We start from the raw sequence: 12,109 nt of genomic DNA on the forward strand, positions 1-12,109 counted from the left end.
GCACATCGAGCAATTTCCCCGCTTCCACAATTGCGCGCGTCACAGCTACATCATCCGGGCTGGGTGCGGGATCACCGCTAGGATGATTATGCACAACGATCAAGGCGGCCGCGTTGCGGCGAATGGCAGCACGAAATAACTCCCCCACGCGCACTTGCGAAGAATTCAACGAGCCGCGATAAATTTCTACAATATCCAGCACGCGATTGCGCGTATCGAGCAATAACACGCGCAAATGCTCTTGCTCCAGCGCGCTCATCTCGAATTGAACCAACGCGGCTGCATCCGCGGGGCTGTGAATCGCCGGGCGTTCTTCGGGAGACTCCAGTGTCAGGCGACGGCCCAATTCAATGGCAGCTTTAATTTGTGCGGCTTTGGCCAGGCCAATACCATGCTGGTTACAAACTTCCGCATACGAAGCACGGTGCAATCCTGACAGACCACCAAACGATTGCAGCAAACGCGTGCCCACCTGAACCGCGTTCTCGCCGCGTACCCCCACGCGCAACAGAATAGCCAACAATTCGGCATTTGATAGCGCCTGCGCGCCTAATTGTGCCAGGCGTTCACGCGGTCGCTCACTGGATGCCAAATCGGTGATACGGTAGGATGTATGCAAATCGTTCATCGCTAACCCCTTAATACAAGTATCGAGCAATCAGCTATAATTGATATTTAATTACCTTATCCTGCCAATAAGTCACTATTTGTTATACAATACTCCCCAAGAAAAAGCAACAGGGTTTTCTCGGCATAGCATATCGACTCCGAAAAATCGAAACCAAACTTCAAAATAGGCTATAATTAGCTAAATTATCTGGAGCGAGAACCTATGACTTTTGATCCATCCTCACTCAGCAAATTCATGCTTATTCTGACAGCCTGGGGTGGTGCATTTATTGCCGCCTTGTGGCTAAGCCTGATTATATGGACCTATCGCGACATCCGCAATCGGGCACGCGATCCATTGGGACGCATTCTGGCTGTGCTTGTCGTAGCCGTGCTTTTCCTCCCCGGGATTGTCATCTATATGATTTTGCGCCCCCACCGCACACTCGACGACGAATATCAACACACACTCGAAGAGGAAGCTCTACTGCGTTCCATCGAAGATACACCCGTCTGTCCAGGATGTGGACGCCGCTCAAAAGAGAGTTGGAAAATTTGCCCGAATTGCCACACCAAGCTAAAGAAACCTTGCCATCAGTGCGGCAAGTTGATGGAACTCCCCTGGAATTTATGCCCCCACTGTGGGACACCCACCCCCGGAATGCGGCGGGACGATCTCACGCTCGATGAGGCTCTCAGCCCTCTGACAGAAACAACTCCCGAAGAGCCACCTGCCGAAGAAATACAAACTCCCAAAGAAGATTAACAAAAAAGACGGGACTGTGGAAAACACAGTCCCGTCTTTTTTGTCTGTGCATTTTAGCGGGAAATATTCAAAGCATCCCAACCAGCATAACGACCGTCGTCGCCGAGTTCTTCTTCGATGCGGAGCAATTGATTGTATTTCGCCACGCGGTCCGAGCGAGCGGGGGCGCCAGTTTTGATCTGGCCCATGTTCAGGGCTACCGCTAAATCGGCAATTGTAGCATCTTCGGTTTCGCCAGAGCGATGCGAAGTAACCGCACGCCAGCCAGCCCGATGACACATTTCAACTGCTTCGATGGTTTCCGTTAATGAGCCAATCTGATTGAGTTTGACCAACAGGGCGTTCGAGGCTTTTTCGTTTATCGCCCGCCGGACACGCTCGGGGTTGGTTACCAGCAGATCATCTCCCACAATTTGCAGCCGATCTCCGAGTTCGGCTACCATCATCTTCCAGCCTTCCCAATCATCCTGTGCCAGGCCATCTTCAATAGAAACAATCGGATACTGATCCACCCAACTCTTCCAGAAAGCGACCATTTCTTCACTGGTTAATTTCTTGCCTTCCGTGCGCAGGTGGTACAGCCCGGTGTCGCTCTCATAGAATTCAGAAGCTGCCGGATCGAGCGCAATCGCCACATCCTTACCAACACCGGCGGAATAACCGGCCTTTTCGATGGCTTCGAGAATGACTTCAACCGCCTCCGCATTGGCTTTGAGCGCGGGAGCATAACCGCCTTCATCCCCAACCAGGGTTTTGTAACCGCGTGCTTTCAGCACAGCCTTGAGCGAATGATAAATTTCAGTGCCCCAGCGCAGCCCTTCTGCAAAGGTCGGCGCGCCAAAGGGCATCACCATAAATTCCTGTGCATCGGTAGATTGCCAGCCGGTATGCGCGCCGCCGTTGAGGATATTCATCATCGGTACGGGCAGCACATGGGCATACACACCGCCAATATAGCGATAAAGCGGCAGCCCCAGCGCGTTGGCTGCGGCTTTGGCAACTGCCAGACTTGTGCCTAAAATCGCATTGGCGCCTAGTATAGATTTATTCTTGGTGCCATCCAGTTCAAGCATGGTCAAATCGATGGCGCGCTGCTCAATTGCATCCCAGCCAGTTAATTCCTCTGCAATCGGCCCGTTGACATTATCCACAGCTTTCAAAACACTCTTGCCCAAATAGTGGGACTTATCGCCATCGCGCAATTCTAGCGCTTCATGCACACCCGTTGATGCGCCCGAAGGCACAATTGCGCGCGCCCAACTGCCATCGAGCAATTGAACTTCCACCTCAACAGTGGGGTTACCGCGCGAATCCAACACTTGGCGACCATGAACAGAAATAATCGTTGTTGCTTCCATAAATAACCTCTCTTCTAGTAATCGTCACTCCATCGATCTTCTCTACCACACGAGGGAAACCCAAATTTACTTATTTTTTAAAGAAGGTCGTGGTCTTATACCAAAGTTCAAGTATAATCCACTTTTATAAATTCGTGGAGCGCATTGTGACGCTCATCACAGAACGGGAACGGCCGATGGAAACAAATAATCAACTTCTCGCAACAGACCCACGCCTGCATAAAACCTATTACCTGCACGAGACCAACACTCGCCGGGCAACCGTTGCCATATTCAGAATGTTTGCCTGGTTTATCATGAAATATGAAGTCCGCGGCACAGAACATTTACCATCCGAAGGGGCGGTGGTTCTGGCCTGCAATCATGTGACTACCTTCGATATCTTCCCCATGCAGCTCGGTATTTCGCGTCCCATCTTCTATATGGCCAAAGAAGAATTAATGCGCAATCCGATTGTGGAATATATTCTGCGCAAGGGAGGGGTCTACCCCGTATACCGCGGCGCTAAAGATGAGTGGGCACATCGGCATACAGAGAAGGTGCTGGAACACGGTCAGGTGCTGGGAATTTTTCCGGAGGGGACACGTAGCAAAGGGCGCGGCCTACGTATCGCCAAAACGGGCGCGGCGCGTTTTGCCATCAATGCCAACTGTCCAATAATCCCTATGTCAATTTCGGGAAGTCAAAATGTTTTCAAGACATTTCCCCGCCGTGCCAAAATTGAAGTTCAACTCGGTGAGCCGATTTACCCTCAATCCGATGAAGGTGCGCTGGCATTGACCGACCGCATGATGTTCGCCATCGCGGCGATGCTACCATCCGAACTACGCGGAGCCTATGCCGATACCTCCGAGGGATTCTTCGAATAATACTGCGAACACAAAATCCAAATAAAAAACAGCTGTGTATGGGTTACAGAACAACCCATACACAGCTGTTTTTTATTATTTCTCTACATGGAGAAAACTCTACCCAGCGCGTCGATCATTAATAGCAGAAAGAAACGCCCTGAACAAAGGATGCGGGCGTGTTGGCCGTGACAGAAATTCCGGGTGAAACTGCGTGCCCAGCATAAACGGGTGCTCATTCAGTTCCACGATTTCGACCAAACGTTCATCGGGGGAGAGGCCTGAAAAACACATCCCGGCTTCTTGAAACTGCGCACGATATGCATTTTTGAATTCAAAGCGATGGCGGTGGCGTTCATCGACCTGTTCGGCTTGATAGGCTTTTGCAGCCGCTGAACCGGGCTGCAATTGGCATGGATACAACCCCAGGCGCATCGTCCCACCCATATCGCTGAGTTGGCGTTGGTCGGGCATCAGATCTATCACCGGGTGGCGCGTGGAGGGGTCAAACTCGGTTGAGTTGACATCATCATCCTGGAGCAAGGCGCGCGCAAACTCGATCACCATCACCTGCATTCCCAGGCACAACCCCAGGTAGGGGATCTTATTCTCTCTCGCGTAACGGGCGGCGATAATTTTGCCCTCGATGCCGCGCTCGCCAAACCCTCCGGGGACAATAATCCCATCGGCTGATTGAAGCAACTCCATACCACGCCCCCGCTCCAGGTCCGCTGAGTGAATCCACAAGATTTCTTCTTCCAGCCCCACATCCAGCGCGGCATGGCGAACAGCTTCCCGCACGCTCATATACGCGTCGTGCAGCTCCACGTACTTGCCCACCAGGGCAATCTTAACGCCCGGTTTCTCGCTGCGCAGTTTTTTAACCATCGTCTCCCACACGCGCCAATCCGGCTTTTGACGGGATTCAAGCTGCAACCGCTCCAGCAGATAATCAACCATGTGGGCTTTTTCCAGCAACAGCGGAATTTCGTAGAGCTGGTCTGCAGTGACCATGGGGATGACGGCGCGCGGTTCTACATCGCAGAAAAGGGCGATCTTGTCGCAAAGTTCCTGATCGACAGGATAATCGGAGCGCGCCAGAATCATATCGGGCGAAATACCAATCGAACGCAATTCTCGCACGGAGTGTTGTGTGGGCTTTGTTTTTAATTCGCCCGTAGCGCCAATATGCGGCATCCAGGTGACATGAATATAAAGCGAATTCTCAACCCCTGCATCGCCTCGCATCTGGCGCAACGCTTCAAGAAAGGGTTGCCCCTCCATATCACCCACGGTACCGCCGACTTCAACCAGCACAATCTCTGCCCCGGTGGTGCGCGCCACCATGTGGATGCGATTTTTGATCTCGTTGGTAATATGCGGAATCACCTGAATCGTGCCACCCAGATAATCGCCCCGGCGCTCTTTTGAAATCACTTCGGCATAAACTTGCCCGGCGGTGACATTACAAACTCGATTGAGGCGAATATCCACAAAACGCTCGTAATGCCCCAGATCGAGATCGGTCTCGGCGCCATCATCCAAGACGTAGACTTCGCCATGTTGATATGGACTCATCGTGCCAGGATCAACGTTGATATAAGGATCCAGTTTCTGAATAGAAACCTTAAAACCGCGTTCTTTGAGCAATCGACCAATCGCCGCCGCGGTGACACCCTTGCCCACCGAACTAACGACTCCGCCGGTTAGAAAAATATATTTTGTGTTCATAATCTAAATATTCCTTGCTCTGCGAAAATACCGAATACTTGGGTTGCGTGGGTTGTTGCTACATTGTTAAAAAAGAAGCGGGGAGGGCCGTTGGACGGCAAACCTCCCCGCAGATCAATTCACTCAATTCTGATTTGTTGGCGTTGATAATTACCCAACAACACGCTCCAAATCTTCGGCAGCACGACGCATCTCCAGGAAAACCAGGCCCAATTTGGCCCCTTCACGAGCCAGCGCCGTCAGTACGGCTTCCTCGCCAACTGCCGCCAACAGCACGTAGCCCTGATGACCATGAATATAGACTTGATCCAGTTGACCACGGTTAAGTTCAGTGGCAATCCGTTCACCCAAACTCAACATTGCTGCGGACATCGCCGAAACACGATCTTCCTCGACCTCGGCTGGCAATGCCGATGCCATAATCAAACCATCAACAGAAACTACAGCCGAAGCTTCAATCTCTGGTGATGCAGCCTGCATTTCTCGCAAACGGTCAACCATTAACTCAGTACGCGACTTGGTCATAGCATCTATTCCATCATGACTAGTTGATTGAATGTCAATTTGAAAGTCTACCATACTTGGCCGCTAAGTGCCAGTTGACCACTCCAAGCCTCCATGTTAAACTGACTGATTGTTATGCGCTCCAAGTTTTTTATTTTCGCTCTGATCGTTCTTATTCTGGGGATTACCGCCCCGGCTCTGGCGCGCGAGGGAAAACCTTTCCAGGCGCTTGGGCGTATCAGTGCGCCCGCACCCGGAGATGCGCTGCAAGGTATGGTTGCCATCGTGGGCAGCACAGCGGTTGAAGGATTGCGGCGCTGGGAGCTCTCATTTGCCTATGCGCAGGACATTACAAATACCTGGTTCCTGATCGAGCGCGATGATACAGCTATTCGCGATCAAACACTGGCAGAGTGGGATACCAGCACGATCACTGATGGTACTTATCACTTGCGGTTGACGATTTTTATCGAAGGAGGCGAACGCTCTGATTTGATCGTAGAAAATCTGCGCATTCGAAATTACTCTCCCATAGAAACCAGTACGCCGAATCCATCGCCAACCATATTGATCACAGCCATACACACGCCTATCCCGCTGACGATTACCCCGCTGCCTACCAATGCGATCGAAATCTCATCCAGTGATTTTTCCAATAGCCTGGGGCGCGGCGCGATAATCGCCGCGGTTCTGTTTCTGATGATCGGGCTGTATATATCAATCAGAAAAACGCTGCGCTGATTCCTGATGCTCACCAAACTCTTCGACATGTTCTCCCAAGAATCATCACAAACCTACTTAATTGTCGGTCTGGGAAATCCGGGCCGAAATTATCGTCACAACCGTCACAATATCGGTTTCATGCTGGTGGATCGAATCGCCGAACGAATGGACGTGAAATTCACGCGCCTGCAACAAAAAGCGCTCTTTACCGATGGCCGCTATCGCGGTAAAAAAATTCTTTTAGCGAAGCCACAGACATATATGAACAACTCCGGGCAGGCGGTAGGCTCACTGGCGCGTTTTTACAAAATTCCGCTGAACAATATATTAATTGCCTACGACGATGTTGATCTCCCCTTTGCCACAATCCGCTTACGCGGCAGCGGCGGATCAGCCGGACAAAAGGGCATGAAATCCATCATTCAACATCTCAAAACCGAAGAGTTTCCACGCCTGCGTTTGGGGATCGACCGTCCGCCGGGGCGCATGAGCACACCCGATTACGTACTGCAAGATTTTTCGGCTGATCTCGCGGATGATCTGGCGATCTTTCTCGATCGTGCAGCCGACGCTGCACTAAAATTTGCCCACGAAGGGCTGGAAGCTGCCATGACACAATACAATCGCAGTGAAAGCTGATCCGCGCCTGATCATGCTCACATCCATTCTCACCACTCTACAAGTCGAAGCTTCATTTCAGGAACTCACCGCGGCAATCGCCACAGGCACACCGTTGCCCAACCAGCGGCTGCCGAGAGCAGCGCGCCTGCCTATGCTGGCAGCCTTACATCAAAGTCTGCGCGCCCCGATCTTGTATATCACGCACCGCAGCGACCAGGCGATCACGCTGGCCGATGAACTGCGCCTGTGGCTTCCAGACGAGCAGTTGCTCCTTTTTCCCGAGCCTAACCCGCTTTTCTATGAAAACACACCCTGGGGGAATAATACCCGGCGTGACCGCCTGATTGGGCTTACCATCCTGGCTTCACAGATGATCCCCGCTTTGCGACGCGATCCAGCCCCTGCGCCGATCATCATCTGCCCGGCGCGCGCCGCCATGACTCGCACACTACCGCGGCGCGAGTTTATCAAAGCCGTGCAAAGCCTCAAACCCGAACAGATCGTCTCGCCCGATCAACTCACGCGCCATTGGGTAAATCTGGGGTATGAACCCACCACAACGGTCATCGAAGCGGGGCAATTCGCCCGCCGCGGCGGCATTCTCGATGTTTGGCCGCCCGCCGATCTCGCCCCTACACGCATCGAATTCTTCGGCGATGAAATTGATACCCTGCGCCATTTTGACCCCAACAGCCAGCGCACAACCCAACATCACGACCATCTGCTCATCACCCCGGCGCGCGAATTCCTCGGCCCGCCAGAACCGATCGAAACGCTGGTAGAATCCGGCAAAACGCTTTCCGAATTCCATATTCCCCGGCTTTATCCGCACCCGGGCCGCATCTTCGATTACCTGCCCCGCAACGCGCTGGTTTTATTCGACGACCAAATGGCAATTCAGGAAAATATCGAAACGGTTGAAGAACAGGCGCTCAGTTTGCGGACCAGCTATATCGAGGAGGGATTGCTGGCCGAAGATTTTCCCGTCCCATACCTGACCTACGACCAGATTGAAGACTCACTACCCCTGGGCAGGACTCTGTTCATGGGGCCTTCTGCCGCCTCCGATGAAGAACTGCCTCCGCTAGCCGGGCAATTCACTCCAAATTCGCGCTTCGGTGGCCGCCTGAAACCGCTGATGGAACAACTCGCCCAAAGCGCTATTAACGGCGAAACCAGCTATATCGTCTCGCGGCAAACTGCCCGTCTGACCGAACTCTGGGAAGAAGACTATCGTCCATCGGTCACAATCCAGCATACTCCACGTTTTATCAAAGGCACACTCACCGAAGGCTGGCTATTCCAGACGGCCAATGGCGAAAAAATACAGCTATTCACCGATGGCGAAATTTTTGGCTGGCAGCGCCCGCGCCCTCGCAGACGGCATCGCCCGGTAGCCGAAGCGCCTGAAGCCGCCTATGCCGATCTCGAACAAGGCGATTGGGTGGTGCATATTGACCACGGAGTGGGACAATTCGCCGGGCTAGTGCAACGCGCCATCGACGGAGCCGAGCGCGAATATCTGTGCGTTGAATACGCTGAGGGCGACCGGCTCTTTGTGCCCGTGCAACAGGCCGACCGTCTGGCGCGCTATATCGGCCCCGATAGCCGGGCGCCTGCGCCCACACGCCTGGGCGGCCCGCAATGGACCAGTGTCAAGGGGCGCGTTAAAGAAGCTGTCGAAGCGATGGCTGAAGATTTGCTGGAACTCTACGCCAAGCGCCAGGTGGTTGGCGGCCATGCATTTAACCTGGATACGCCCTGGCAACGCGAATTAGAAGCCAGTTTCCCCTACGTAGAAACCGAAGATCAATTAAATGCGCTGGCCGCGGTCAAAACCGATATGGAAACCCACCGCCCGATGGATCGCCTGATCTGCGGAGATGTTGGTTTTGGCAAAACCGAAATCGCCCTGCGCGCCGCCTTCAAAGCCGTGATGGATGGCAAGCAGGTTGCCATCCTGGTGCCCACCACAGTCTTGGCCCAGCAGCATTACAATACTTTTCGCGAACGTTTGGCTGCGTTTCCCATGATGGTAGAAATGCTCTCGCGCTTCCGCACAAGCCAACAGCAGAGTCATATTCTCTTCCGGCTGGCACAGGGCACAGTGGATATTGTTATCGGGACGCATCGTCTGATTTCGGGTGATGTGATCTTCAAAGATTTAGGGCTGCTGGTGATTGATGAAGAGCAGCGCTTCGGTGTCACCCACAAAGAGAAACTCAAACAACTACGCACCGAGGTGGATGTGCTCACGATGACAGCCACACCAATCCCGCGCACGCTTTACCTGGCGATGACCGGATTGCGCGACATCTCTACGCTGAATACCCCCCCGGAGGAGCGTCTGCCGATCATCACGCATGTTGGGCCGTTCTCCAAAGACATGATTCGCCGGGCGGTTTTGCGCGAACTGGAACGCGGCGGGCAAATCTTCTTTGTGCATAATCGCGTGCAAACGATCAATGGCATTGAGCGTATGCTCACGCAACTGGTACCAGAAGCGAAGATCGCCATTGCACACGGCCAAATGCCCGAAAATCAGCTCGCAGAGTGTATGCGCCAATTTACCGAGGCTGAAATTGATATTTTGCTCTCAACATCAATTATTGAATCCGGGCTGGATATTCCCAACGCCAATACGCTGATTGTTGACCGCGCCGATACCTTTGGGTTGGCGCAACTCTATCAATTACGCGGACGCGTCGGGCGCGGCGCACAGCGTGCCTACGCCTATTTCTTTAAGCATAAAGATAAACATCCCACGCCGGATGGCAGCGAAAGGCTGGAAACGATTGCCGAGAATGTGCAACTGGGGGCCGGTCTCTCAATTGCGATGCGCGATCTCGAAATTCGCGGGGCGGGCGATATTTTAGGGACCCGGCAACACGGGCATATTGCTTCGGTGGGCTTTCATCTCTATACACGCTTATTGGCGGAAGCCGTCAAACGCACGCGCGATGAACGCGGTTTACCTTTGGACAAAAACGAATTAGCCAGCAAAGCCCACCGCCCACTGGTGCTGGTGGATTTACCCCTGCACACCACCATTCCGGGGAGTTATGTCACCGATCTGGATATGCGCCTGAAGCTCTATCGCCGGGTGGCGGATGCGCAAACAATCGAAGAGATTAGCGCCATTACCGAGGAATTTGAAGACCGCTTCGGGCCGCTGCCGCCTCCGGTGCAAAATTTAATGCTGCAAACCAAAGTTAAGCTCCTGGCGATCCGGGCGGGGATTAATAGTGTAAGCCACGAAAACAGGCAGATTGTTTTACGTTACCCTGAGGGCGTAGCCCCGCCCTCGGTGAGCAACACTCAGCTACGAGTGCGCGTCGGAAAATCCGCTCTTTGGGTCGAGATGGCCACCCCTTCTACAGAACATATCCACAAGTTGCTCGATCTGCTTCAAACTCTTTGACATTCTCCAATGATGACAGTATAATCGTCGGTCGGCTAATTGATATTCGTAGGGCTTCGGCATTATGCGACAGAAGCCCGAGTTTGAAGATTAAGGAGAATTATTATGGACACGAAGCCCACCCGCATGGAGGAGCTAAAATCGAAAGATAAGCTAACTGGCACTGTCATTAAAACAATGCTGTCTGGGGTTGTTATCGATATTGGCATGGAAGTTCCCGGCATTGTTCACATTTCACGCATTCAGAGCGAACCTGTCAACCGAGCGGAAGATGTAGTTGAGATTGGTCAGGAAGTTGAGGTATGGATTCGACAGGTTTTTCCGGATCGTGAGCGCATTGAATTGACGATGATTAAACCATTGGGGTTGGAATGGCGCGAAATCACCAAGGGAATGGTTAGCAAAGGTATTGTTACCCGACTGGAAAAGTACGGTGCATTTATTGATATTGGAGCAGAACGCCCTGGCCTGGTTCACATTAGTGAGATGGCGCATGGTTTTATTGACTCCCCTGGTGATGTTGTGCAAGATGGCGACGAAGTTGAAGTTCAGGTGCTTAGCGTAAATCGACGCCGCAAACAGATCAAATTGAGCATGAAAGCGCTCATGGATCCCCCCGTCAAGGCAGCAAAAATCGTTGAAGAGATGAACGAGGAAGTTAACAACGAGCCAGTGCCCACAGCAATGGAAGCCGCTTTACGTCAGGCGATGGAACGCTCGCAAAATGGCGAAAGCAAGGGGAAAAAGAAGAAAAAAAGCGCTTCGCTCAATGATGAACTTGAGAACATTTTCTCACGCACATTGAACAAAGATTAGTTGAAATCGAATTCGGTTTCAATGGAAATTTCTTCACCATGCGATATAAAAAACCCCGTCATTGGCGGGGTTTTTAGTTTGTGATTCAGGAGGTAAAGGGCAGATCAGCGACAACTGCCGGAACGCCGCCTACATCGACCGGAGTTTGCGGCTGGTCATAAGGACGCTTGAGTACCGCCAGGGCAATATCCCCAACACGGGGCGACGCGGCCACCGATGTAATTTTCCCAACAGATTTTCCGTCCGCGCGAATGGTTGTGTTCATATCAACGGGGGCATCCAGGCGCAAACCCATTAAGCGTCGGGTAATTTTATCGTAATTGACCTGCCGGGCGATAATCTCTTGCCCGGTGAAGCAGCCTTTAGTCATTGAAATGGCTGAATTTTGCAAGCCAACTTCCAGCGGGGTGTAGTCATCGGTGAGTTCGGTTTGATGGCCGGGAAGTCCCGCTTCTACCCGCATGATCGCATAATCTTGCAAGGATAACTCTGAGGCCCCCTTTTTTACCAAAAACTGCAAGAACGACTCAGTTTCTGTTGATGGCAGAATCAGCCGAAAAACCATATCGCCAAAACCTGCTTCGCGGAGAGCAAATGCCGCAGAATTTTGAAAAGAAAAACGCGCCACGCCTTCAACTGTAGGCGGTGAACCCAAACCTAGCGTATCAAGAACCTGTGCGGCTTGCGAACCTATGAGCAGGATTTGCGCATA

At 52.4% G+C, this 12,109-nt stretch carries 11 protein-coding genes; 6 read left to right on the forward strand and 5 right to left on the reverse strand.

Annotation, left to right across the window (positions count from 1 at the left end):
- Positions 1-628 (reverse strand): DNA repair protein RadC (gene radC / locus HN413_14605; protein MBT3391626.1); only part of this gene is annotated, 628 nt, incomplete at its 3' end.
- Between the two features lie 204 nt (positions 629-832).
- Between radC and HN413_14610 the strand changes: the two genes are divergently transcribed.
- Positions 833-1,375 (forward strand): zinc ribbon domain-containing protein, encoded by a 543-nt coding sequence (locus HN413_14610; GenBank protein ID MBT3391627.1) that lies wholly within the window; start codon positions 833-835, stop codon positions 1,373-1,375.
- Between the two features lie 53 nt (positions 1,376-1,428).
- Here the strand turns inward: HN413_14610 and eno are convergent, their stop codons facing one another.
- Positions 1,429-2,733, reverse strand: a complete 1,305-nt coding sequence (eno, locus tag HN413_14615) for a phosphopyruvate hydratase (GenBank protein ID MBT3391628.1) — start codon at positions 2,731-2,733, stop codon at positions 1,429-1,431.
- A gap of 176 nt (positions 2,734-2,909) precedes the next feature.
- On the opposite strand from eno, the gene HN413_14620 reads away from it, so the two are divergent.
- Positions 2,910-3,602 (forward strand): 1-acyl-sn-glycerol-3-phosphate acyltransferase, encoded by a 693-nt coding sequence (locus HN413_14620; GenBank protein ID MBT3391629.1) that lies wholly within the window; start codon positions 2,910-2,912, stop codon positions 3,600-3,602.
- A gap of 99 nt (positions 3,603-3,701) precedes the next feature.
- On the opposite strand, the gene HN413_14625 is transcribed toward HN413_14620, so the two are convergent.
- Together HN413_14625 and HN413_14630 are read right to left on the reverse strand one after the other, a co-directional pair.
- Complete coding sequence (locus tag HN413_14625) at positions 3,702-5,312, reverse strand: CTP synthase (protein MBT3391630.1); 1,611 nt, start codon at positions 5,310-5,312, stop codon at positions 3,702-3,704.
- A 150-nt stretch (positions 5,313-5,462) separates the two neighbouring features.
- Positions 5,463-5,837, reverse strand: coding sequence for a hypothetical protein (locus tag HN413_14630; protein MBT3391631.1), 375 nt, complete (start codon positions 5,835-5,837; stop codon positions 5,463-5,465).
- A gap of 114 nt (positions 5,838-5,951) precedes the next feature.
- On the opposite strand from HN413_14630, the gene HN413_14635 reads away from it, so the two are divergent.
- The 4 genes from HN413_14635 to HN413_14650 all read left to right on the forward strand — a co-directional run bounded on the left by HN413_14635 (position 5,952) and on the right by HN413_14650 (position 11,397).
- Positions 5,952-6,557, forward strand: coding sequence for a hypothetical protein (locus HN413_14635; GenBank protein ID MBT3391632.1), 606 nt, complete (start codon positions 5,952-5,954; stop codon positions 6,555-6,557).
- Positions 6,558-6,563: 6 nt separating this feature from the next.
- Complete coding sequence (locus HN413_14640) at positions 6,564-7,178, forward strand: aminoacyl-tRNA hydrolase (GenBank protein ID MBT3391633.1); 615 nt, start codon at positions 6,564-6,566, stop codon at positions 7,176-7,178.
- A complete protein-coding gene (mfd, locus tag HN413_14645) occupies positions 7,168-10,581 on the forward strand; it encodes a transcription-repair coupling factor (GenBank protein ID MBT3391634.1) in 3,414 nt (1,137 codons plus the stop codon). The genes HN413_14640 and mfd overlap by 11 nt, the downstream gene beginning before the upstream one ends.
- Positions 10,582-10,686: 105 nt before the next feature.
- The gene (locus tag HN413_14650) at positions 10,687-11,397 is read left to right on the forward strand and encodes a S1 RNA-binding domain-containing protein (protein ID MBT3391635.1); all 711 of its coding nucleotides are present in this window, start codon (positions 10,687-10,689) and stop codon (positions 11,395-11,397) included.
- Between the two features lie 85 nt (positions 11,398-11,482).
- Here the strand turns inward: HN413_14650 and HN413_14655 are convergent.
- Positions 11,483-12,109: hypothetical protein (locus tag HN413_14655; protein MBT3391636.1), on the reverse strand; the 627-nt coding region annotated here is incomplete at its 5' end.

The organism is Chloroflexota bacterium, assembly GCA_018648225.1.
Classification (GTDB): domain Bacteria; phylum Chloroflexota; class Anaerolineae; order Anaerolineales; family UBA11858; genus NIOZ-UU35.

Excerpts from the sequence above, each read along its gene's own strand:
- eno (MBT3391628.1), bottom strand. The coding sequence starts at position 2,733 with ATGGAAGCAACAACGATTATTTCTGTTCATGGTCGCCAAGTGTTGGAT.
- HN413_14610 (MBT3391627.1), top strand. The coding sequence starts at position 833 with ATGACTTTTGATCCATCCTCACTCAGCAAATTCATGCTTATTCTGACA.
- HN413_14650 (MBT3391635.1), top strand. The coding sequence starts at position 10,687 with ATGGACACGAAGCCCACCCGCATGGAGGAGCTAAAATCGAAAGATAAG.
- HN413_14630 (MBT3391631.1), bottom strand. The coding sequence starts at position 5,837 with ATGACCAAGTCGCGTACTGAGTTAATGGTTGACCGTTTGCGAGAAATG.
- HN413_14635 (MBT3391632.1), top strand. The coding sequence starts at position 5,952 with ATGCGCTCCAAGTTTTTTATTTTCGCTCTGATCGTTCTTATTCTGGGG.
- HN413_14625 (MBT3391630.1), bottom strand. The coding sequence starts at position 5,312 with ATGAACACAAAATATATTTTTCTAACCGGCGGAGTCGTTAGTTCGGTG.
- HN413_14620 (MBT3391629.1), top strand. The coding sequence starts at position 2,910 with ATGGAAACAAATAATCAACTTCTCGCAACAGACCCACGCCTGCATAAA.
- HN413_14640 (MBT3391633.1), top strand. The coding sequence starts at position 6,564 with ATGCTCACCAAACTCTTCGACATGTTCTCCCAAGAATCATCACAAACC.